General features: G+C 57.3%; 19 protein-coding genes and 1 tRNA gene. 14 read left to right on the top strand and 6 right to left on the bottom strand.

Annotation, left to right across the window (positions count from 1 at the left end):
• Nucleotides 1-8 precede the first annotated feature (8 nt).
• On the top strand, nt 9-476 hold the full coding sequence (locus AB1E42_RS14115) for an SRPBCC family protein (protein ID WP_368344873.1): 468 nt from the start codon (nt 9-11) through the stop codon (nt 474-476).
• Between the two features lie 17 nt (nt 477-493).
• Here AB1E42_RS14115 and AB1E42_RS14110 read toward each other — a convergent pair whose 3' ends face one another.
• Entirely contained in the window at nt 494-1,336 is an 843-nt protein-coding gene (locus AB1E42_RS14110) for a prephenate dehydratase (RefSeq protein WP_368344872.1), read from the bottom strand.
• A 118-nt stretch (nt 1,337-1,454) separates the two neighbouring features.
• Between AB1E42_RS14110 and AB1E42_RS14105 the strand changes: the two genes are divergently transcribed.
• The 5 genes from AB1E42_RS14105 to AB1E42_RS14085 all read left to right on the top strand — a co-directional run bounded on the left by AB1E42_RS14105 (nt 1,455) and on the right by AB1E42_RS14085 (nt 7,928).
• Nucleotides 1,455-1,976 carry a cytochrome c family protein gene (locus tag AB1E42_RS14105; protein ID WP_368344871.1) on the top strand — a complete coding sequence of 174 codons (522 nt, stop codon included), beginning with the start codon at nt 1,455-1,457 and terminating at the stop codon, nt 1,974-1,976.
• 182 nt (nt 1,977-2,158) lie between these two features.
• On the top strand, nt 2,159-4,069 hold the full coding sequence (locus AB1E42_RS14100; RefSeq protein ID WP_368344870.1) for an extracellular solute-binding protein: 1,911 nt from the start codon (nt 2,159-2,161) through the stop codon (nt 4,067-4,069).
• Nucleotides 4,070-4,090: 21 nt separating this feature from the next.
• Nucleotides 4,091-5,182, top strand: coding sequence for a microcin C ABC transporter permease YejB (locus AB1E42_RS14095; RefSeq protein WP_368344869.1), 1,092 nt, complete (start codon nt 4,091-4,093; stop codon nt 5,180-5,182).
• Complete coding sequence (locus AB1E42_RS14090; RefSeq protein WP_368344868.1) at nt 5,179-6,327, top strand: ABC transporter permease; 1,149 nt, start codon at nt 5,179-5,181, stop codon at nt 6,325-6,327. The genes AB1E42_RS14095 and AB1E42_RS14090 overlap by 4 nt, the downstream gene beginning before the upstream one ends.
• Nucleotides 6,324-7,928: an ABC transporter ATP-binding protein gene (locus tag AB1E42_RS14085; protein ID WP_368344867.1), complete on the top strand. Its 1,605-nt coding sequence runs from the start codon at nt 6,324-6,326 to the stop codon at nt 7,926-7,928. The genes AB1E42_RS14090 and AB1E42_RS14085 overlap by 4 nt, the downstream gene beginning before the upstream one ends.
• An 8-nt stretch (nt 7,929-7,936) precedes the next feature.
• On the opposite strand, the gene AB1E42_RS14080 is transcribed toward AB1E42_RS14085, so the two are convergent.
• Together AB1E42_RS14080 and AB1E42_RS14075 are read right to left on the bottom strand one after the other, a co-directional pair.
• On the bottom strand, nt 7,937-9,238 hold the full coding sequence (locus AB1E42_RS14080; protein ID WP_368346439.1) for a D-alanyl-D-alanine carboxypeptidase family protein: 1,302 nt from the start codon (nt 9,236-9,238) through the stop codon (nt 7,937-7,939).
• 271 nt (nt 9,239-9,509) lie between these two features.
• Nucleotides 9,510-10,223, bottom strand: a complete 714-nt coding sequence (locus AB1E42_RS14075; protein ID WP_368344866.1) for an HAD family hydrolase — start codon at nt 10,221-10,223, stop codon at nt 9,510-9,512.
• A gap of 92 nt (nt 10,224-10,315) precedes the next feature.
• Between AB1E42_RS14075 and clpS the strand changes: the two genes are divergently transcribed.
• Genes clpS through AB1E42_RS14060 form a run of 3 tightly spaced genes read left to right on the top strand, consistent with a single transcriptional unit; the run spans nt 10,316 to nt 12,490 of the window.
• Nucleotides 10,316-10,651, top strand: a complete 336-nt coding sequence (gene clpS / locus AB1E42_RS14070) for an ATP-dependent Clp protease adapter ClpS (RefSeq protein ID WP_368346438.1) — start codon at nt 10,316-10,318, stop codon at nt 10,649-10,651.
• 27 nt (nt 10,652-10,678) lie between these two features.
• Nucleotides 10,679-11,659: a class I SAM-dependent methyltransferase gene (locus AB1E42_RS14065; RefSeq protein ID WP_368344865.1), complete on the top strand. Its 981-nt coding sequence runs from the start codon at nt 10,679-10,681 to the stop codon at nt 11,657-11,659.
• An 18-nt stretch (nt 11,660-11,677) separates the two neighbouring features.
• A complete protein-coding gene (locus AB1E42_RS14060; RefSeq protein ID WP_368344864.1) occupies nt 11,678-12,490 on the top strand; it encodes an SDR family NAD(P)-dependent oxidoreductase in 813 nt (270 codons plus the stop codon).
• Here AB1E42_RS14060 and AB1E42_RS14055 read toward each other — a convergent pair.
• Nucleotides 12,487-12,882: a hypothetical protein gene (locus AB1E42_RS14055; RefSeq protein ID WP_368344863.1), complete on the bottom strand. Its 396-nt coding sequence runs from the start codon at nt 12,880-12,882 to the stop codon at nt 12,487-12,489. The genes AB1E42_RS14060 and AB1E42_RS14055 overlap by 4 nt on opposite strands.
• 86 nt (nt 12,883-12,968) lie before the next feature.
• On the opposite strand from AB1E42_RS14055, the gene hemF reads away from it, so the two are divergent.
• Nucleotides 12,969-13,859, top strand: a complete 891-nt coding sequence (hemF, locus tag AB1E42_RS14050; protein ID WP_368344862.1) for an oxygen-dependent coproporphyrinogen oxidase — start codon at nt 12,969-12,971, stop codon at nt 13,857-13,859.
• Entirely contained in the window at nt 13,859-14,491 is a 633-nt protein-coding gene (locus AB1E42_RS14045) for a LysE family translocator (RefSeq protein WP_368344861.1), read from the top strand. The genes hemF and AB1E42_RS14045 overlap by 1 nt, the downstream gene beginning before the upstream one ends.
• Here AB1E42_RS14045 and hemE read toward each other — a convergent pair.
• The gene (gene hemE / locus AB1E42_RS14040; protein ID WP_368344860.1) at nt 14,488-15,522 is read right to left on the bottom strand and encodes a uroporphyrinogen decarboxylase; all 1,035 of its coding nucleotides are present in this window, start codon (nt 15,520-15,522) and stop codon (nt 14,488-14,490) included. The two genes, AB1E42_RS14045 and hemE, sit on opposite strands and share 4 nt — an antisense overlap.
• A gap of 91 nt (nt 15,523-15,613) precedes the next feature.
• Here hemE and hemC point away from each other — a divergent pair, with 91 nt between their 5' ends.
• From hemC to AB1E42_RS14025, 3 genes are all read left to right on the top strand, one after another.
• Complete coding sequence (gene hemC, locus AB1E42_RS14035) at nt 15,614-16,573, top strand: hydroxymethylbilane synthase (RefSeq protein ID WP_368344859.1); 960 nt, start codon at nt 15,614-15,616, stop codon at nt 16,571-16,573.
• Between the two features lie 81 nt (nt 16,574-16,654).
• Nucleotides 16,655-16,731 (top strand) — tRNA-Met (locus AB1E42_RS14030).
• Nucleotides 16,732-16,877: 146 nt separating this feature from the next.
• Nucleotides 16,878-19,046, top strand: a complete 2,169-nt coding sequence (locus AB1E42_RS14025) for a methyl-accepting chemotaxis protein (RefSeq protein WP_368344858.1) — start codon at nt 16,878-16,880, stop codon at nt 19,044-19,046.
• A 727-nt stretch (nt 19,047-19,773) separates the two neighbouring features.
• On the opposite strand, the gene AB1E42_RS14020 is transcribed toward AB1E42_RS14025, so the two are convergent.
• Nucleotides 19,774-21,087, bottom strand: coding sequence for a uracil-xanthine permease family protein (locus AB1E42_RS14020; protein ID WP_368344857.1), 1,314 nt, complete (start codon nt 21,085-21,087; stop codon nt 19,774-19,776).
• Nucleotides 21,088-21,099 lie beyond the last annotated feature (12 nt).

Genomic DNA, 21,099 nt, shown 5'->3' with positions numbered 1-21,099 from the left:
GGAAAGTTATGAAATTCAGCAGCCGTGAAGATATTGAAGCGCCGATTTCATATGTGTTCTCAAGACTGAGCGATGTGCCTGCGTTCGAACGTTTGGCAATGCGCCGCGGCGTGCAGCTCCGCCGCGTTGACCGGATGAGCGATATTGCTGTCGGGACTGCTTGGGAGTTCGAGTTCACATTTCGCGGCAAGCTCAGGAAGGGGCGCGCGCAGCTCACTGACTTTCAACCACCGGAACGGCTCAAGGCAGAGGTGATGTCGAATGGAATGGACGGTGCGACCACAATTGAACTGATTTCGCTTTCGCCGGGGCGCACGCGGGTAATGGTCGGGCTTGAAATGCAGCCAAAGAGTATTGCTGCGCGGGTGTTGGTGCAGTCTTTACGTTTGTCGAAAAACAGTCTTACGAAGAAATTCAAAGCGCGGATTGCGGATTTTGCCGAGCAGATCGAAGAGCGCTATCGCGCAGGAAACTAGTAGCCGCGTCGGTATCTTCAGGTCTTGAGATGGCGCCGAGGTGAGGCTGGGAAGACACCCATCAGCCGGATCGAGTCGGTGAAATAATCAAGCTCTTCCATCGCCAATTGCACATTGCGGTCGTCGGGATGCCCTTCGATTTCGGCGTAAAATTGAGTCGCGCTGAAGCTACCACCGACCATGTAGCTCTCCAGCTTCGTCATATTGACACCGTTGGTCGCAAATCCGCCCATCGCTTTATAGAGTGCCGCTGGAATATTGCGGACGCGGAAGATGAAGCTGGTGATCATTCCGTGGTTGCCGCGACGCGTCAGGTTTGGCTGGCGCGACATAACGAAAAACCGAGTGGTGTTATTGCTCTCGTCTTCGATATGGCGGGCGAGAACATCGAGGCCGTAGGTTTCGGCAGCCAGCTCACTGGCCAATGCACCTTCGGTCGGATCGCCCAATTGTGCGATGTCGCGTGCGGCGCGGGCGTTATCCGCCCAGTTCATGGTATCCAGCCCGTGCTCTCGCAAGAAGCTCCGGCATTGCCCAAGCAGAATGGACATGCTGCGGACGCGCTTCATTTCGGCGATGGAGGAACCAGGCACTCCAAGCAGGTTGATATGCACGCGGACGAAAGCCTCATCGACGATTTGCAAGCCACTTTCCGGCAGCAAATGATGAACATCAGCGACGCGACCGTAGGTGGAGTTCTCCACCGCGATCATTCCCAGCTCGGCATCCCCTTTGCGGACAGATTCGATGGCGTCTTCGAAAGTGGGGCAGGGCAGGGGCTCGAAATCGGGACGCGCCTCGACACAGGCCTGATGACCGTAGGCGCCAAGCTCTCCTTGGAATGCAATTTTGGCTTTCATGACACTCTCCCCCGAACAATAAGTACAAAATGGGCAATAAGTCGCGGTAGTACTGCTTGCAAGACCTGACCGGAACCGGATACATAACCGCGAAACTTCGAACGGAATGGAACGCGACATGTTCGACACAATGACCATGACCAAGATCATTGGCGGCTTCTGCGGTGCGCTGCTGATCTTTCTGATGGGCGGCTGGGCCGCGGAGACGATTTATCATTCGGGTGGCGGTGGCCACGGAGAGGCAGAGCAGGCCTATGTGATCCCTGTCGAGGATGACGGCGCTGCGGCCGAGGTGGTTGAAGAAGGCCCAGAATTTGCAGAGCTATATGCGATGGCCTCTGCTGCGGATGGTGAAAAGTTGTGGCGCAACTGTCGTTCGTGCCATTCCAATGAAGCTGGCAAGAACGGAACTGGCCCCTATCTGCATGGCGTTGTTGATCGCGCAGTTGGCGCGGTGGACGGCTATAACTACTCGGGCGCACTGGTTGCTGTGGCTGAGACATGGACGCCTGAAAACCTTGACGCCTTCTTAGAAAACCCGAAGGGTTATGCCCCCGGAACAGCGATGGGCTACAGCGGCATGCGCAGTGCCGAAGATCGCGCAGCGCTGATCGCATATCTGGCTAGCCTAGACGGCTAAGGTATCGAAAATTATGCACCAAGAGCCGTCCAACTGGGCGGCTCTTTTGTTTTTTGCACCCAAAATGCTGAATAACAGTTTGTTTACAGTCCGAGATGCTAATCTCGGCTTGCCTCTTTATCTGTCCCGTCTTTAGCTTACATCCAACGCTAAACGCACAAAACCGACGGGAGTATTCAACGATGGCACAGAATCGAGGACCTCGCAGTCAGGCAAAAGCCAAAGCCGCCGAAACAAACAAGTTAGGATACTGGGTGCTCGGTGCGGGCGTCCTTGCTGCAGGTGCGCTCTGGGCATCGTCTCTTTTGGCAGAGAGCCATGTGCCGATCGTCGAAAGCCACGGCTACTCCAGCTACGGCGAGTTGAAGTACGGGCCTGATTTCACCCACCTGGATTATGTGAACCCCGATGCCCCGAAGGGAGGCGAAATTTCCATTTGGGCGCAGGGCACCTTTGACACGATGAATCCATATGTGACCAAAGGGACGGCAGGATCGCTTGCGTCAATTGGCTATGAACGCCTGATGACTGGTGTTGCTGACGAGGTAGGCTCCTCCTACTGCCTGCTTTGTTCGACCATCGAATACCCTGAGGATGAAAGCTGGGTCATTTTCAACTTGCGGCCTGAAGCGGCGTTCTCGGATGGCTCACCGCTCACAGCGCATGATGTGGTTTTCACCCATAACCTGTTCATGGAGCAGGGGCTTCCGTCGTTCAAGGATGGCGTGAGCCAGATTATTGCCGGTGTGGAAGCGCTGGATGATCACCGCGTGAAGTTCACCTTCCAAGAAGATGCCGCCGAGTCGGGCCGTATTGATCAGGCGGGTGCCAGCATCGTTTTCCCGCAAGCATGGTATGAAGAAACCGGCGCGCGGCTGGATGAGGCGCGGTTTGATATCGCCCCCGGTTCGGGCGCTTACATGTTGGACAGCTATGAGGTGAACCGTCGGATCGTATATACCCGCAATCCCGACTACTGGGGCAAGGATTTGCCGATCAATCGCGGGCGTGAAAACTTCGATACGATCAGGGTCGAATATTTCGCCGATACCACGGCAGCATTCGAGGCGTTCAAAGCTGGTGAGTTTACTTTCCGTCAGGAAAATTCCTCGCTCAATTGGGCAACAGGCTACGAGTTCCCCGCCTTGGAAAACGGCTGGGTTGTACAGGAAACTCTGGAAGACGGCAGCTTGCCGTCTGCGACGGGGTTCATCTTCAACCTGCGCCGCGAATACTTGCAAGACCGGCGTGTACGTCAGGCGTTGGCGCTGATGTACAACTTCACATGGACGAACGAGACGCTTCAGTATGGGCTCTTCCAGCAGCGGGAAAGCTTCTGGCAAGGCAGCAAGCTTGCAGCGGAGGGGCTGCCCGAAGGGCGCGAACTTGAGCTGCTGGAAACCGTTCGGGATTTGGTGGAGCCGGAGGTTTTCACAGAACCCGCCGTGATGCCGCATAGCTCTGGTGAGCGGCAGTTGGATCGGGGCAATCTGCGCTTGGCGTCGGAACTGCTGGATGAGGCTGGTTGGATCGCGGGCGATGACGGTATTCGCCGTAAGGACGGGCAAGCGCTCGAGGTGGAATTCATCATGTATTCCCCTACCTTTGACCGCATCCTCAACCCTTATGTTGATAACCTGAAGCGGCTCGGCGTTGACGCGACCTATAACCGGATTGACCCTGCACAATATACTGAGCGCTACTACCAGTTCGATTTCGATATGATCTTTGGCGGCTACAGCGTTGGGCTTGAAGAGGGCAGCGGCTTGCATCAGCGCTTTGGATCAAGCGGGCTTGGCGACGCATTCAATCCGGCGGGGTATTCATCCGAAGCGGTCGATGCGTTGATCGACTATGTGACCAATGCTGAAACTTATGACGAAATGGCAGCGGCGGTCCGCGCGATTGACCGGATCATGCGGCGCGAGGTGTTCGTGGTGCCTGTCTGGTATCTTGGCAAGCATTGGGTCGCCTACTACGACATGTTCGAACATCCTGCCGAACTTCCGCCCTATGCGCTGGGCCACTTGGACTTCTGGTGGTTCAATGCCGACAAGGCCGAGGCGCTGCGTGCGGAAGGTGCACTACGGTAAACAAGGGAGAGCGACGCCGCGATGGGCGCCTACATCCTCCGTAGATTGCTGCTCGTGATCCCCACATTGCTGGGGATCATGATCCTCAATTTTTCTCTGACCCAATTCGTCCCGGGCGGACCAATCGAGCAGATGATCGCCCGAATGGAAGGCCGTGGTGACGTCTTCGAGACGATCGCCGGCGGGCGGGAAGACATAGAGCTGGAAGAGCCGCGCAGCGAGAGTTCTTCATCGCGCTATGTTGGAGCGCGGGGGTTGCCGGAGGAGTTCATCGAGGAACTGGAGCGGGAGTTCGGCTTTGACAAGCCGCCGGTCGAACGGTTCCTGTTGATGATGTGGGACTACATCCGCTTCGATTTTGGGGAGAGTTGGTTCCAGTCGAAATCCGTGGTGGAGCTGGTGTTCGAAAAAATGCCCGTTTCGATCACGTTGGGGCTTTGGTCTACATTGATTGCGTATCTTGTTTCGATTCCCTTGGGGATACGCAAAGCGGTGCGTGATGGTAGCCGGTTCGATACATGGACCAGCGGCGCGATTATCGTGGGGTATGCTATCCCGGGCTTTCTCTTCGCGATTTTGCTGATCGTACTGTTCGCGGGAGGTTCATACTGGCGGATATTCCCGCTGCGAGGGTTGACCAGTGATGACTGGGAAACGCTGTCTCTCGTTGGCAAGGTGCTGGATTATTTCTGGCATATTGCGCTGCCTGTTTTCGCCTCGTCGATTTCCGGCTTCGCTACGCTGACCCTTTTGACGAAGAACTCCTTCCTCGACGAGATCAAGAAGCAATATGTCATGACCGCAAGGGCCAAGGGCTTGACCGAGCGGCGTGTGCTCTACGGGCATGTATTCCGCAACGCGATGCTTATCGTGATTTCCGGCTTTCCGGCGCTCTTCATCGGGGTGTTCTTCGGTGGAAGCGTGATCATTGAGACGCTCTTCAGCCTCGATGGTCTTGGGCGGCTGGGGTACGAGGCGGCGCTGGCGCGGGATTATCCGGTGGTTTTCGGGACGCTCTTTGCATTCTCGCTTATCGGGTTGCTGATCTCGATAGTGACCGACCTGACCTATATGTTCATTGACCCGCGCATAGATTTTGAGGCCCGTGGATGAAACGGCCGATGCTTTCCCCACTGAATCAAAGGCGTTGGCGGAATTTCCACCGCAACCAGCGGGCGTTCTGGTCGCTGTGCATTTTCTCGGCGCTGTTTTTCGTCAGTCTATTTGCCGAGTTCATTGCAAATGACCGGCCGCTGCTCGTCAACTATCGAGGTGAATTGCGCAGCCCTATTGTTTCCTTTTATTCGGAGGCCGACTTTGGTGGCGATTTCCGGACGGAGGCCATTTATAAGGACGCAGAGGTCCAGTGCCTGATCGTGACGGGTGGTTTGGAGGACTGTTTCTACGAACCGGAAGATCTGATGGCTGCATCAGAAGCGGATGAACTGGTTGCTGACGGGTACCAGAAAGGGTGGATCATTTGGCCGCCGATACCCTATTCCTATAACACGATTGTCGACCGCCCCGGCGTCGCGCCATCTGCGCCGGATCAGTACAATCTCCTCGGCACCGATGATACAAAGCGCGATGTTCTCGCGCGGGTGATTTATGGGTTCCGGCTTTCGGTCTTCTTCGCTTTGCTTGTTGTCAGCCTGTCGTCACTTGTTGGCATTATTGCTGGCGCTGTTCAGGGCTATTTTGGTGGCTGGACCGACCTCACGTTCCAACGATTTATCGAGATATGGACAGGGATACCGTCGCTTTATGTGATCATCATCGTTTTTGCGATCTTAGGGCGAAGTTTCTGGCTCCTTGTTGCGTTGACGGTGATCTTCGGCTGGCCCGCGCTTGTTGGCGTGGTGCGGGCCGAGTTCCTCAGGGCGCGAAACTTTGAATATGTGCGCGCGGCGCGTGCTCTTGGGGTGTCAGATCGGGTCATCATGTTCCGGCATGTGTTGCCTAACGCCATGGTAGCGACCGTGACCATTATGCCGTTCCTAGTAACAGGGGCGATTGGCTCGCTCGCAAGCCTCGACTTTCTGGGCTTTGGTTTGCCGTCCTCCGCGCCGTCACTTGGAGAGCTTACCTTGCAAGCCAAGCAAAACCTGCAAGCGCCCTGGCTTGGATTTACGGCCTTCTTCACCTTTGCGATCATGCTGTCGTTGTTGGTGTTCATCTTTGAGGGGGTGCGGGATGCCTTTGATCCGCGCAAGACCTTCACCGGCGCGCAGGTCGCTCGGGAGGATGACGCGGAATGACGTCTCCAATGCTCAGCATCGAGAACCTGCATGTCAGGTTCAATCAGGACGGCGAAAGCACCCATGCTGTGCGGGGCGTGTCCTTCGAGATGGCAGAGGGAGAAACGCTGGCGCTTGTTGGGGAAAGCGGTTCGGGGAAGTCCGTGACGGCGCTGTCGATCGTGCAGCTGTTGGGCGATAGTGCGGCAGTGAGCGGCTCTGTCCGCTATGGCGGGAAAGAGATGATCGGTGCCTCCGAAAGGGAACTGCTTGGCGTTCGTGGAAACGACATCAGCTTTATTTTTCAGGAACCGATGACCTCGCTCAACCCGTTGCATACCTTGGAGAAGCAGCTGCGGGAATCCATAGAACTGCATCAAGGTATTAGCGGCCCAAAAGTGCGTGCGCGTATCATTGATCTTTTGGAGCGGGTTGGCATTCAAGATGCTGAGAGCCGTTTGACAGCTTATCCGCACCAGCTTTCAGGCGGGCAGCGCCAGCGGGTGATGATCGCAATGGCGCTTGCAAACGGACCGAACTTGTTGGTGGCGGATGAGCCGACCACAGCGCTCGATGTGACCATTCAGGCGCAAATTCTCGATCTTCTTGCCGAGATCAAGCGCACCGAAAAGATGTCGATGCTGTTCATCACGCATGATCTGACCATCGTCCGGAAATTCGCGGATCGTGTGTGCGTCATGAAGGATGGTGAAATTGTCGAAAGCGGACCCACGGTAGAGGTATTCGCCAACCCGCAGCATGCCTATACAAAAATGCTGTTATCGGCGGAGGCTGTTGGCGTGCCGGTGCCGGTTGAGGCCAATGCGGGCGTGGTTGCAGAGGCGGAACATGTCCGTATCTGGTTCCCGATACGCGGAGGGCTGCTGAAGAGAACGGTGGGCTACGTCAAAGCTGTGAATGACGCGAGCCTGAAAGTCCGTGAGGGCGAAACGATCGGAATCGTCGGTGAAAGCGGCTCCGGCAAGACGACGCTGGCGCTGGCGATGACGCGATTGATCGGAGCAGAGGGCCGTATCGTCGTGCTCGGGCGGGAAATAGGCGCGATGAACCAACGGCAAATGCGTCCGCTCCGGAAAGAGTTGCAGATCGTATTCCAAGATCCCTTCGGGAGCTTGAGCCCGCGGATGACGGTTGCTGAAATCATTGCCGAGGGCTTGACCGTCCATCGGGTGGATGCAGGACAATCGCCGCGAGCATTGGTCGCTGAAATGATGAAGGAGGTTGGCCTCGATCCGGCACTTATGGATCGGTATCCGCATGAATTTTCAGGCGGTCAACGCCAGAGGATCGCGATTGCGCGTGCGATGATCCTGCGCCCGAAGCTGTTGGTTTTGGACGAACCGACTTCTGCGCTTGATATGACGGTTCAGGTGCAGATCGTGAATTTGCTGCGTGATCTGCAGCGCAAACATAAGCTTGCTTATATCTCCATCAGCCATGACCTTAAGGTCGTGCGCGCATTGGCGCATCGGGTCATCGTGATGCGCAATGGGGATGTTGTGGAGGATGGCACGGCAGAGGATGTTTTTGAGACACCTGCGTCGGAGTATACACGCGCGTTGATGGCAGCGGCTTTTGAACGGCGTTCGGAGCAAGGGTAATCCGTTGCCTAGTCGCCCGTACCGATCATGAAGCATTGCGTTCCCACAGCTTGTAGCCTGCGGCATGCAAGCTCGGCGGTATCTCGGCTCATGCCGACGAAGTTTGCATCGAAGCCCCGCGCACCTTGTGTGACGCGCCGGAGCGCCCCGTCGAGCGTGGCTGTTTCGTTCAATGCAACTTGCAAAAGGACACGCTCAGCTTCGTAGCGGGTGTTGAATCTTCCGACATTAATGCCCCAAAGGCGGCCACCAGATGTGGAAATGCGTGTCACAAGCTCCGGCGGGCCGAGGTCTGGCTCCTCGGTGATCGCGTTGGCAATCAATTCAATCGGGTCGGGTTGTGGTTCGGCTGGGACTTCGAGTTCGCCAACATCTACGGTAATCGCTTCTTCGATTGCCGAGGCAATCAGCGTTCCATCGATCTCCGGTACGCTGTCATTTGGCGTTGGCCTTGCGCGGGGCAGGATGGTGCTGCTGACAAGGCCTGTTTGAGCAACGACTTTACCGGCGCGCTCGGGAATGGGTTCACCTTCGCTAACAAGAAGAGCCCCGCCTGCGCTGCCGATATCGGGCTTGGCTGGTAAGCGCAGGGGTGCATTGCTGGGTGCGCGGGCGAAGCCCATGTCCAGAAGCTCTGCCACGCGGGCGTTGCGAGCTGATGTTGACGAGCCGCCGAACATCGTGGCGATGATCCGAACGTTGCCGCGCACGGCCGAAGCCGTGAGATTGAAACCTGCGGCGACAGTGTAGCCTGTCTTGATCCCGTCCGCGCCACGGTAGCTTTGCAGGAAGCGTCGGTTGGTATGGCGGACGGTGGCGATGCCTGCATCGGCCGACTGGCGCGAGAAGAGATTGTAGTATTCGGGGAAGTCGTAGATCACATGACGCCCGAGAAGGGTCATGTCCCGCGCGGTGGAGAGGTGTCCTGTTTCAGTCAGGCCGTGAGCGTTTCTGAAGGTGGTGTTGGTCATGCCCATGGCTTGGGCCATCCGGTTCATCCGGCGGGCAAAAGCTTCCTCGGAGCCTTCGAGCGCAATACCGATCGCAGTGGCGGCATCATTCGCTGATTTTACGGCAGCGGCGCGCAACAGGTAGCGGAAGCGGATTTTCTGACCCGCACGGAGGCCGAGCTTGGAAGGTGGTTCATTGGCAGCGGCGCGGGTGATCGTGACTTCGGTATCCAGCCCGATCTCACCGCGCTCAACGGCTTGGAAGGCGACGTAAAGCGTCATCATTTTGGTCAACGAGGCCGGGTGCAGGCGGGTATCTGCATTGCGTGAGTGCAAGACTTCGCCTGTGCGTGCATCCATAACCAGCGCAGCATAAGGTGCCGCGACAGCAATGCCGAAACCCACAGCCCAAAAAAGCCATGCAACAGCAATCAAAAGCCCTAAACGGGCTTGCGTGGATGGACGACTGCTCACGTCGTGCCCTCTATCTGCCTCACGGCACCAATTTTTTTGGCGCCTTTTAATTTGTGAGGAGGCTAGCACGGAAAATGCCATACGAAAATAGACAATTTCCTTTGTGATTCAGTTCGTTGCTCGAATATCAACCGGTGGATGATTTGTTACTTCTGCGTCACGACTCTTGGCTGTGATCGTCATCAATCCGGCGCAGCAGGGCGGGCAACTCGGCTATTTTGGAAAGTTCGTGAAATTTCGGGTGGTTGGCCGGTTTTGCGGCATATTCCAGTTCCCATGTCAGATCATGCGGCACATGAATGGCCCAAGCGCCCGTTTCGAGTGCAGGAATAATGTCCGATTTCAGTGAATTTCCGACCATCGCGACCCGCGCGCGACCATGGTTCGCGAAAATCTTTTGATAGGTTTCAACGGTCTTGTGGCTTACGATTTCGACTGCATCGAAATAATCTCCGAGGCCCGATTGGGCCAGTTTGCGCTCTTGATCCAAAAGATCGCCCTTGGTGATGAGCACTAGCTGCGCCTTTGATGCAAGGGCTTTGATCGTCTCTTCAACGCCCGGCAAAAGCTCGATTGGGTGGGCAAGGAGCTCCCGACCGACTTCGAGGAGATCGGAGATGACGCTGGCAGGAAGGCGGGCGTCCGTAACTTCGATTGCCGTTTCGATCATCGACAGGGTGAAGCCCTTGATGCCAAAGCCATAGCGCCCCAAATTCCGGCGTTCGGCGGCGAGAAGGCGCTCGGCCAAGTGTTCAGCCGGCACCCAATCGCTGAGCATTTCGGCAAAGCGCGCTTGGGATATTTGAAAGAAACGTTCGTTATGCCAGAGGGTGTCGTCCGCATCGAAACCAATTGTCCACTTTTCGATCATAGCTTGATCCGTGACTCTGCTCTTTTCTTGAGGTTTCGAACACTTATATATACGGCCCAACGGGGTGCGTAACCACAAAAGTCAAAGGCATGATGCTGGTAGATTTCAAAATGATGGCAGATCGGGATGATGACGCGGATTTCGGCGTCAAGCTTGAGACGCGCTCGAAGACCAAGCGCCCGCCAATGTACAAGGTTCTGATCCTGAACGATGACTTCACACCGATGGAGTTCGTGGTCCATGTTTTGGAGCGTTTCTTTGGCTTGAGCCATGCGCAGGCGTTTGAGGTGATGTTGACCGTGCATAAAAAGGGTGTTGCGGTTGTTGGCGTGTTCTCGCATGAGGTGGCGGAGACGAAAGTGGCGCAAGTGATGGACTTTTCGCAGCGTCATCAACATCCGCTGCAATGCACGCTGGAAAAGGAATGATCGCGGCCTGCCGCTTTCCTGATTGAAATGTCCAAAAGCAGACTAGCCACCGCTCTTCTTGAAGGTCTTGACCAAGGTGGCGATGGCCCCGTTGCGGTTTTTCGTCCTGAACTGGACTACGATATTTCGGTTTTGGAGGGGCGAGATGTGACGATTGTTCACGGCTTTCGCCCGTATATGAATGCGTGGACGGAACAGGGCATGGCGGTGGCGGACACATGCCATGAAGTGGCGCTGGCAATTGTCGCGGTGCCAAAGAGCAAGAGCCTTGCGCGTGCGCTGATTGCCGACGCGATGAAGAAAGCGGAGCTTGTTTTTGTCGATGGGTCCAAGGACCACGGGATCGACTCGCTCTTCAAGGAATGCCGCAAGCGCGTGGGTGATATTGCCTCTGTGACAAAAGCTCATGGGCGGCTTTTCGTCATGGAGGGTAGCCGCCGTTTTGACGACTGGGCGTCGCGTGGGCCGGTACAGGGGCCAGAAGGATTTTACACGCAGGCGGGCGTATTCTCGGAAACGGCAGTTGATCGGGGGTCGGTTCTGCTGGCGAAGGCGCTGCCGGAGAAGTTGCCGGCGCGGATTGCCGATCTGGGCGCTGGATGGGGATATTTGTCGCACCAGATCCTTCAGCATGAGGGCGTTCAAAACCTTGATCTCTGGGAGGCGGAGCAGCTTTCGCTGGAATGCGCGAAATTGAACATCACCGATCCGCGCGCGGTGTTTCATTGGGCTGATGCCCCGCGTGACTTGCCAAAGCGGAGCTATGATGCGGTCGTGATGAACCCCCCGTTTCATGCCGGGAAGCGCGCTGATGTTGCACTTGGGCAGGGGTTTATCGCAGCGGCTTCTCAGTCACTTGTGGCGGGGGGGCATCTTTGGATGGTCGCGAACCGTCATTTGCCTTATGAAGCTGTACTCGCGGAAACCTTCGCGAAAGTGGAGGAGCTGGCAGGCGACTCGGGGTTCAAAGTGCTGTATGCACATCGCCCTAAGGGTGGCCGCGCCTAAACGAGGGAGAGGCAGGGTATGTCATTTTCGATTGCCGGTAAGACAGCTATTGTGACGGGGGCGGCAAACGGTGTCGGCTTGGCGATTGGCCGTCATTTCGTGGAGCAGGGTGCAAACGTCGTCTTTGCAGATATGGACGAGGGCCAGCTGGACCGCGAAATTGGCGAGAAAGCGCGCGAAGAGGGGCAAGTGCGCATGTTCGCAGGGGATCTCAGAAAGAAGCTGACGATCGCCAATCTTTTCTCAACCACTGTAGATGCCTTTGAGCGCGTTGACATCTTGGTGAATGCTGCCCGTCAGGTGATGCAGTCTGACCCGCTTAGCCCCGATGACGAGTCGGTTTCCGTAATGCTGGAGCAGAACCTGATGACCGCGCTGCGTCTGACGCAAGCGGCGGCGCGGCGTATGATCAAGCAGGCTGAGCCGGATGACGAGGGACATTTCAGGGCGGCTGGCTCGATCATTAACCTTTCCTCCATCGCAGCGCGGCGGGCGCATCCTGATCTGCTTGCATATTCGATCAGTACGGCAGCCTTGGAGCAGATGACCCGCTCGATGGCAGTCGCACTTGCGCCGAAAGGTATTCGCGTCAATGCGGTTTCATTCGGGAGTGTTATGAGCGCGAGCCTGAAGGATGTACTGAAGGAAAACGATGATTTCCGCGAAAAAATCCTCGATCACACGCCGCTGCATAGAATTGCTAATCCCAACGAAGTGTCAGATGCGGTGCAATATCTGGCGTCGGATGCCTCGGGCTTTGTGACAGGGCAGGTCATTACGGTTGACGGCGGCCGTACCCTGATTGATCCAGTCGCCGTCGCAGCGCATTAGGAAGCCTCTTCGGGGTAGAGCGCGCGGCAGCGGTCGATGGCGCCTGAAAGCTCAGAACGCTGCTGCATCTGGCGGCGCTCTAGACTTGCAAGCTTTGCTGCTTCGGCGTCGAGATCAATAGCGACGGGCTTTGTTTCTTCGAACACCTCAACCTCGCTGCATGTATCGGTGATCATTCCGCCTGCGCCATCGGGGACGACGCATTCTTTCTCGACCGTGCGGACGACCTGCTCGGTGCTGAGCGCATAGCCACGGGCCAGGTTGGCGCGTGTCTCTTGGATCAGGGAGTCGAGCACCTTTGTCTCTTGCTGTGCGTCATAGATGCAGATTTCTTGCTGGGTCATACAGGCCGACAAAGCCAGTGGAATGAGAAGGGCGACAACTGGACGCATAAGAAACTCCGATCAGGTCATGTGGTCGATGGCACCAAAGGATGATAGGAGAGATTGCTAGGCAATAACAGAGGATTGCGCGTGTGATGGGCGAGCTGTTCGAAAAAGAAAAATCAATGGCATCGGCGTGGTTCCGCAGCCTGCGGGACGAGATCGTAAATGCGTTCGTAACGCTTGAGGACAGTCAGACCAGCGGACCCTTTGCGGAGCAGCCTGCCGGGCGTTTCGAGGTGACGGAAACCAAACGCGCGGCAGCAGATGGCGGTGACGCCGGTGGCGGCTTGATGTCTGTCATGCGGGGTGGGCGCGTGTTCGAGAAGGTGGGGGTGAACGTCTCCACCGTCTATGGCCAGTTGGGAGATGCCGCCCAGAAAGCAATGGCAGCGCGCGGCGTTCCAGGTATGGAAGATGATCCGCGGTTCTGGGCGTCTGGCATATCGCTCGTGGCGCATATGCAGAACCCCCATACGCCAGCGGTTCATATGAATACACGCATGTTCTGGACCCCGCATGCATGGTGGTTTGGTGGTGGCTCAGACCTCAATCCGTGTATCGAATATGACGAGGACACCGCGCATTTTCACGGGGTTCAGAAGCAATTCCTCGATCCGCATGGCGAGGACCATTACCCTAAGCTGAAGGCTTGGGCTGACGAGTATTTCTTTGTCCCGCATCGGGGGCGTGCGCGCGGCGTAGGCGGCATCTTCATGGATGATTATTGCACGGGTGACTGGGCGGCGGATTTTGCGCTGACGCAGGATATTGGCCGTGCGTTCCTTCCGGCCTTCCTGCCCGTTACAGAAAAGCGGCGCGATACACCGTGGACCGAAGCGGACAAGGACGCCCAGTTGGTGCATCGCGGGCTCTATGCCGAATATAATCTGGTCTATGACCGTGGAACCAAGTTTGGCCTTGCCACTGGTCACGATGCCAATGCCGTGCTGATGAGCCTGCCGCCAATGGCGAAATGGGTGTGATGGCTCTGGCAGAGGGCTTTGCCCAGAACTGGTGGCTCTTCCTGCTCAGTTCGATCCTGATCGAGCTGACGCCGGGGCCGAACATGGTCTATCTCGCCATCGTTGGTGCAAGCCAAGGACGTCGCGTGGGATATGCGGCGACCGCTGGTGTTGCGCTGGGATTGGCGATTGTAGGGCTATTGGCTGCGGCAGGGCTGACCACGGTTATAAATAACTCTCCGGCGCTCTATCAGATTTTGCGCTGGGCGGGGGTCTTTTACTTGTTGTGGCTGGCCTATGGTGCGTGGCGGGATGCCTCCGAGGAGGTCGAACACGCGCCGCTGGGATCGAGCCTGCGGCTCTTCTTCCGGCGCGGGTTGATCACCAACCTGCTAAATCCGAAAGCGGCGGTTTTCTATATCGCGGTGTTGCCCGGCTTTACCGTGCCGAGCGGCTCTGTCGCGGGGCAGACGCTCATCCTATCGCTCACCTATGTGGCCGCCGCGACGGGCATCCATGCTGCGATTGTCACGCTCTCTGCGCAAGCGCGGCGATTGCTGGAGGATGAAAAGCGGAGCCGTTTCATCAGGCGTGCCTTGGCGCTGGCGCTGGCGGGCGTTGCCCTATGGTTTGCGTGGAAGACGCAGGTTTAGGAATTGCGGATCGTGTCGATCATCAACTGAACATTTTCGGGGTCGGCATCCGGCGTGATGCCATGGCCGAGGTTGAAGATATGCGGCCCCTTGGAAAATGCGTCGACGATGCGGCGGGTTTCGCAGACGAGATCATCGCCGCCTGTCACCATGTGGCTGCTCTTAAGGTTGCCCTGAACGCAACCGCTGGGCTGCACGTTCTCGGCGGCCCATTCGGGGCTGACGCCATCGTCAAGGGCGATGCAATCCGCGCCGGTGGCGGCATGTGCGCCAATGTAGCGGGTGCCTGCGCCGCGCGGGAAGGCGATGACCGGAATGCCGGGATGGCGAGACTTTAGCGCGCTGGTGATCCGCTGCATCGGGGCAAGGGAGAAGTCGTCAAAGTCCTGCCCTTGCAAGGAACCGGCCCAGCTGTCGAAGATCTTGATGACCTCGGCGCCGGCGGAGACTTGGGCGGAAAGGTATTCGATCGTCGCGTCGGTCAGGCGGTCGATGATGCCGGTAAACACATCGCGGGATTCGGACTTTAGCAAATGTGCGGGCGCTTGATCGGGCGTGCCGCGACCGGCGATCATGTAGGTGGCTACCGTCCACGGGGCGCCTGCGAAGCCGATGAGCGTTGTCTCGCTGGGCAGCTCGCGGGACAGGATGCGTACGGTTTCGTAAACTGGCGCGAGATGGTCATGGATCGCATCTGCGGGTTTCAGTGCTGCCAGCTCGGTGGTCGTTGTCGTGGTGGACATGCGCGGGCCTTCGCCGGTGACGAACCATAGGTCCACGCCAAGTGCCTCGGGAAGCAGGAGAATATCGGCAAAGAGGATTGCCGCGTCAAAGCCGTAACGGCGGATCGGTTGAAGGGTCACTTCGGCTGCGAGATCGGAGTTGTAGCACAGCGATAGGAAGTCTCCGGCCTCGGCACGGGTGGCGCGGTACTCGGGCAGGTAACGGCCCGCCTGCCGCATCATCCAGATCGGCGGGGTGGGCAGTGTCTCACCTGCGAGGGCGCGAAGGATTTTCTTTTGCTGTGCCATGCTTGCTCCTGTTGTCGGGTCGTTCGTTCCAACTGTGGTGAGGGTTGTCAAGGCAGTTGTCAGTTCGCGGATGCGGGACTAGAACCGGCGCATGTACATTGAACTTCCCTCCCCCGACTCCCCCCTTCGCATTGGCACACGCGGTTCGCCGCTGGCATTGGCGCAGGCCCATGAGACTCGCCGCCGGTTGATGGCGGCATTCGATCTGGTGGAGGCGTGTTTTGAGATCGTTGTGATCAAGACCACCGGCGATGACCGTTCGATGATTGATGCGGACAGACCGCTGAAAGAGATTGGAAACAAAGGCCTTTTCACTAAAGAGATCGAAGAGGCCATGCTGGATGGGCGCATTGATATTGCGGTCCATTCGATGAAAGACATGCCGGTCGAGCAGCCTGAGGGCTTGGTGCTGGACACCTACTTGCCGCGCGAGGATGTGCGGGATGCGTTTGTGTCGCTGGCGCGCAAGCCGCTGGAGGAGATGGCTGCGGCGGCGGTGATCGGTACGTCGAGCCTGCGGCGCAAAGCGCAGTTGCTGAACCGGCGCGGCGATTTGTCCGTGGTGGAGTTTCGCGGCAATGTGCAGACGCGGTTGAAGAAATTGCAAGACGGTGTGGCGGACGCGACCTTTCTTGCCATGGCGGGCTTGCGCCGGCTGGGCATGGCGGACAGCGTACCGCATGTGGCCGTTGCGCCGGAGGCGATGTTACCGGCCATCGCGCAAGGGGCGATCGGGATCGAGCGGCGGCAGGACGATGCCCGCGCCGAGGCGATACTGGCGGCGATTCACGATTTGCCGACCGCGCAGCGGCTGGCGGCGGAGCGGGCTTTTCTCGCGGCGCTGGATGGCTCCTGCGAGACGCCGATTGCAGGGCTTGCGATCCTTGAGGGCGATACGCTTTGGCTGCGTGGTGAAATCCTGCGGGTGGACGGATCGGAGGCGCTGGCAGACGAAATTCGTGGGCCAATTGCCGAGGGTGCGGACATGGGCAGAACGCTTGCTGCGCGGCTTCTGGAGCGCGCGGGCGCTGGTTTCCTGCCGGGGCATTGAGGGTGGGCCTTCTGCTGCACATTTTTATCAATTGAGCGCTTGACCTCGGGCGGCAAGTTACTTAATCGAAGCCTCGCCTGTGGCGGAGTAGCTCAGTTGGTTAGAGCAGCGGAATCATAATCCGCGTGTCGGGGGTTCAAGTCCCTCCTCCGCTACCACTTTCCCAAAAAACTATGCTTTTTCGAGCACTCCGCGCGCGGGTGCAGACTTTTGTTGTTACAAAAATTTCACAAAGAAGTAGCTAAAGCCGAGCGTTCATGAGGCGTCATCCTGTTCATAGGATTAGAGCCATTGGGTGCCGAATATGCTTAAGAACATCGCCATCTCGAAAAAGTTGCCTGCAAGTTTTGTAATCCTCGCAAGTGTGGCTTCGATCGCGATCGGTATGCTTGCCTATTCGACGATGGTAACGACGATTGAGCGGAGCGCGCAGGATCGGCTGCAATCAACCACCGCGCTGCTATCGCATGAATTGTACCTTTTGGAGGAGCGGTTCAAGCAGGATGGGAAATTGCTCGCGCTTGATTTCGGCATCAATAGCGCGGTGTCCGAGTTCAATATGGCGATGACGGGGCTCAAATTCACCAAAGGTGATCCTAACGCTTATATCCGTACAAAATACGTTGACGACAATCCGCATCCCGACGGGGAAAGGCACCTTCCTTTTGAGGTGGCGGATACCACCCCTTACGCCGATGCGCATGCCAAGTGGCATCCGTTCTTCGACTCGATGGTGAGCGTCCGAGGTTATGCGGATCTCTATCTGATCAATAACAAAGGCGATGTGGTGTATTCGTGGGGCAAGCGTGACGATTACGGCACCAACGCTTTTGAGGGTCAATGGCGCGACACGGATTTGGCCCAAGCGGTGCGAATGGCGCTTGAAGCCGCTGACGTGGTCGAAGCGTCCGACCTTTCTGGTGAAGCGCTGCTTGAAACTGTTGTTGCTCATACGCCATTTCGTCCCTATGCGGCGTTGAACAATCAGCAGGCCAGTTTTGTTGCGGTGCCTTTGCTCAACGCCGATGGCCGTTCCAACGGCGTCATTGCGTTACAAATTCCGATCGAGCCCTATGCACAAATTATGTCGCAGGAACTAGGCCTTGGCGTACCTGTCGGCGCAGCCGTTATTGGGGATGATGGCGATGTGGTCTTTGTGAATGATCAGATGGGCGCCGACGAAAGTGCCGCGCTCGGGTTGGACCTGACGGCCTTTGCGCTTGAAAGCGACGCCACTGTGGGCGTGCGCGAGAATGCTGAAACTGGTCGATCTGCCTTGGTGGCGACCGACTCTTTCGAAAATGCCAGTGTTCGGTACGGGCTGGTGCTGCAAGCTGACTACAGGGAGTTGATGCGAGATGCATCACGGCTTGGGATCATCATCATCATTGCTGTGGCGCTGACGATCCTTGTGGTGAGTGCTCTTGGATATTGGTTCGCGCGGGGGATCACGAAGCCGCTTGGGATCATGACAGCGCGGCTGGTGAGGCTGGCCGACACTGGGGATTTGCGGGAGAGGATTGGGTTTGATGGCAAGGACGAGGTCGGTGCGTCGGCGGCAGCGCTGGATCGTTTGCTGGCCGTGCTTGAGGACTCTTTTGCCTCCATAACCGAGGAGACAAAGACATTGTCGGATGCTGCGTCGCGGTTATCGGCGTCTTCTATCCGTGCAGCCAACTCGGCGGAGGAGCAGTCCTCGGCAGTTGTTGAGCTTTCCAGCTCTGTCGAACAGACGGCGACCCAAGTGCGGGCCAATGCAACCTCTGCGAAGCAAGCAGCTGATGCTGTTGCCGAGAACGTCGTATTGATTGACCAGGGCAAGGCGCAGGTGGAGGAAATGTTCACCTCAATGAGAGATATTCAAGCCGCATCTGAAAAAATCGGTAGTATTATCAGAGCGATAGATGAAATTGCATTTCAGACCAATCTTCTGGCGCTCAATGCGGCTGTTGAGGCCGCGCGGGCGGGGCAACACGGGCGCGGCTTTGCTGTGGTTGCATCCGAAGTCCGAAATCTTGCCGCGCGTTCTGCAAAGGCCGCGAGCGAAACTGCTGACCTTATTTCTGATAGCTCGCTTAAAGTGACATCAGGTGTCGGTGTCGCGGGGCGAACACGCGAAACATTTGATGCCATCACCAGCGGGGTTGAACGGCTCAAGCATTTGGTGACGGACATTTCGTTGTCGAGTGAGGAGCAGTCCCGTGGGGTTGATTTGATCAATACGTCGATCAACGATTTGAGCAGGGCTGCACGGATTGTGGCCGAGGATGCGGACGGGCTTTCGTCAACGGCGACGGCGCTGACCAATACGGGCGCGGCGCTTAGGGAACGTGTCGATCAGTTTACGGTCAGTGCTCCCAGTCAGGTTGTAGATGATATTGATGATACGGTGACCGAAGTGCCTGCTGTGGTGCCTGTTTCATTGGTGAGTTCAAGTAGTGAGATGAGCGAGGGCTATCGCGCGATCCACTGATGACTTGCAGGTGTTAAATAGGCGGCAGACCAATTTTTGACTGTCAGTTTGCGGAGGGGGTTCAAGCCCTTTTGTTGCCATCAACGTCCTGCAATTTGCCATTCTCGAAGCGCCTTAAGTGACTAAAAAGGTTAATGCGTATGCATGAAATCGGGCCTTTTGCGGGGATGAGGGGCGGGAGGGCCGGATTGAGGGAGTTCTTGCTGGGGATTTTGCCGTCATTTTGCGCCTTCCGCACTGTGGAGAGAAGGGGCGAGTGTAGTGAGATTTGCTCAACGTAGGGTAAACTGGGCGCACCTTGGCAGGTGATGTTCAGGAAACGCCCAAGGAAGTGGCGCTTTCTTTCCTCAAATGATTAAAAATCTTGAACGAATCGCATAATTGGACAACAAGTTCTGAACCAACAAAACGGGGTGCGCCCCGTGGACAGGGTTCCGGCTGTTGATCGCCGATCACGGCTCCAGCCGTAAGCCCCGGACGAGAGGGAGGAGCTCGTCCGGGGTTTCTTTTTGTCTGATGCCGCGCTGCGGCAATTCTGTCGCGAAAAGGGGCGCACAATCCATACACAACTGATGCACAACCAATGCATATCGCTCCGCAGAAATCGTTAAGCTGCGGCGCAGAAAGTTAATGGCTGATTAACGGGTGCTGCACACAAAAAAACCCGCCCCCAAAGAGGGCGGGTGAAGGGCGCGGCCCAGAGTGAGCCGCGCGGTCTTTGGGGTGATTAGTCCTCTTCCGGCAAAACCAGATTGAGCACCACGGCCATCAGCGCGGTGGGCGCAACGGCGGAGGTGGCGAGCACCTTCACCACGCCGGGCAGGTACTGGACCGCGCTCGGCACGAGGTTGAGGCCGAGGCCAACGGTCAAGGAAAGGGCGATGATGATCATGTTGCGACGGTTCATCTTGATCTCGGTCAGGACATTGAGGCCTGCGGAGGCAACCATGCCGAACATGACGATCACGCCGCCACCGAGCACCGGCAATGGCATCGAACCGATCACCGCGCCGATTTTCGGGATAAGTCCGCAAGCGATCATGATGAGGCCAGCGATGGTGACGACATGGCGGCTCATTACGCCGGTCATGCCGACGATACCGACGTTCTGGCTGAAGGAGGTGTTGGGTAGGCCGCCGAAGACACCGGCGACAGCCGTGCCAAGACCATCTGCGAAGGTGGCGCCGGAAATCTCGTCATCTGTTGCCTCACGGCCAGCACCGGCTTTGGTTGTTGCCGAGGCATCGCCGACGGTTTCAATCGCGGAGACGATGGACACCAAAGACACCGCGATGACAGCGCCGAGGCTGAACTCGAAGCCATAGGGAAATACCTGAAGGCCGGTGATCCAAGAAGCATTGCCGATACTGGAAAAGTTCACCATGCCCATGACCAGCGCGAGGATATAGCCCGCGACCAGACCGATCAAAATGGCGGCGTTTGACACGGTTCCCTTGCCCCAGAATTTGCACAACAGGGAAACGATCACCACCACCAGCGCGACGGACCAATGCTTGAGAGAGCCGAAGCTTTCGGCCGCCATTTGGAAATCGGCAGCGCCGCCTGCCGCGTATTTGATCGCGGTCGGCATCAGGTAGAGGCCGATGGAGAGAATGACGAGGCCAGTGACCAGCGGTGGGAACAGCCAGCGGATGCGCTGGATGACCGTGCCGAGGCTGAAGTGGAAGAGGCCGCCGATGACGCAGGCGGTCAGCGCGACGGAGAGGCCTTGGGTGGCGGCGACACCTGCCAGAACGCCGACGAAGGCGAAGCTGGTGCCTTGCATGATCGGGAGCCGTGCGCCGACGGGGCCGAAGCCAACCGTTTGGAAGAGGGTCGCGATACCGGCGAAGAGCATTGCCATCTGGATCAGGTAGATCTGTTCGGCACCGCCAAAGGCGAGGCCTGCCGCGCCCGCAACGATGACCGATGGGGTCACGTTGGAAGCGAACATCGCGAGCACATGTTGCAAGCCGAGTGGCACGGCTTGTGCCATCGGTGGCGTGACGTTCGGGTCACTGTAGGAAGTTGTGTCTGTCATCTGATTGTTCCT

It is taken from the genome of Pelagovum sp. HNIBRBA483, from assembly GCF_040931995.1.
Lineage (GTDB): Bacteria > Pseudomonadota > Alphaproteobacteria > Rhodobacterales > Rhodobacteraceae > JAEPMR01.
Note: the sequence above shows the minus strand (reverse complement) of the source record. Positions and strands in the feature narration are given on the sequence as shown.

Excerpts from the sequence above, each read along its gene's own strand:
- AB1E42_RS14045 (WP_368344861.1), top strand. The coding sequence starts at position 13,859 with ATGGCTCTGGCAGAGGGCTTTGCCCAGAACTGGTGGCTCTTCCTGCTC.
- AB1E42_RS14090 (WP_368344868.1), top strand. The coding sequence starts at position 5,179 with ATGAAACGGCCGATGCTTTCCCCACTGAATCAAAGGCGTTGGCGGAAT.
- hemF (WP_368344862.1), top strand. The coding sequence starts at position 12,969 with ATGGGCGAGCTGTTCGAAAAAGAAAAATCAATGGCATCGGCGTGGTTC.
- hemC (WP_368344859.1), top strand. The coding sequence starts at position 15,614 with ATGTACATTGAACTTCCCTCCCCCGACTCCCCCCTTCGCATTGGCACA.
- AB1E42_RS14100 (WP_368344870.1), top strand. The coding sequence starts at position 2,159 with ATGGCACAGAATCGAGGACCTCGCAGTCAGGCAAAAGCCAAAGCCGCC.
- AB1E42_RS14060 (WP_368344864.1), top strand. The coding sequence starts at position 11,678 with ATGTCATTTTCGATTGCCGGTAAGACAGCTATTGTGACGGGGGCGGCA.
- AB1E42_RS14095 (WP_368344869.1), top strand. The coding sequence starts at position 4,091 with ATGGGCGCCTACATCCTCCGTAGATTGCTGCTCGTGATCCCCACATTG.
- AB1E42_RS14115 (WP_368344873.1), top strand. The coding sequence starts at position 9 with ATGAAATTCAGCAGCCGTGAAGATATTGAAGCGCCGATTTCATATGTG.
- hemE (WP_368344860.1), bottom strand. The coding sequence starts at position 15,522 with ATGGCACAGCAAAAGAAAATCCTTCGCGCCCTCGCAGGTGAGACACTG.
- AB1E42_RS14065 (WP_368344865.1), top strand. The coding sequence starts at position 10,679 with ATGTCCAAAAGCAGACTAGCCACCGCTCTTCTTGAAGGTCTTGACCAA.
- AB1E42_RS14110 (WP_368344872.1), bottom strand. The coding sequence starts at position 1,336 with ATGAAAGCCAAAATTGCATTCCAAGGAGAGCTTGGCGCCTACGGTCAT.
- AB1E42_RS14020 (WP_368344857.1), bottom strand. The coding sequence starts at position 21,087 with ATGACAGACACAACTTCCTACAGTGACCCGAACGTCACGCCACCGATG.
- clpS (WP_368346438.1), top strand. The coding sequence starts at position 10,316 with ATGCTGGTAGATTTCAAAATGATGGCAGATCGGGATGATGACGCGGAT.
- AB1E42_RS14080 (WP_368346439.1), bottom strand. The coding sequence starts at position 9,238 with ATGGATGCACGCACAGGCGAAGTCTTGCACTCACGCAATGCAGATACC.
- AB1E42_RS14055 (WP_368344863.1), bottom strand. The coding sequence starts at position 12,882 with ATGCGTCCAGTTGTCGCCCTTCTCATTCCACTGGCTTTGTCGGCCTGT.
- AB1E42_RS14025 (WP_368344858.1), top strand. The coding sequence starts at position 16,878 with ATGCTTAAGAACATCGCCATCTCGAAAAAGTTGCCTGCAAGTTTTGTA.
- AB1E42_RS14075 (WP_368344866.1), bottom strand. The coding sequence starts at position 10,223 with ATGATCGAAAAGTGGACAATTGGTTTCGATGCGGACGACACCCTCTGG.
- AB1E42_RS14105 (WP_368344871.1), top strand. The coding sequence starts at position 1,455 with ATGTTCGACACAATGACCATGACCAAGATCATTGGCGGCTTCTGCGGT.
- AB1E42_RS14085 (WP_368344867.1), top strand. The coding sequence starts at position 6,324 with ATGACGTCTCCAATGCTCAGCATCGAGAACCTGCATGTCAGGTTCAAT.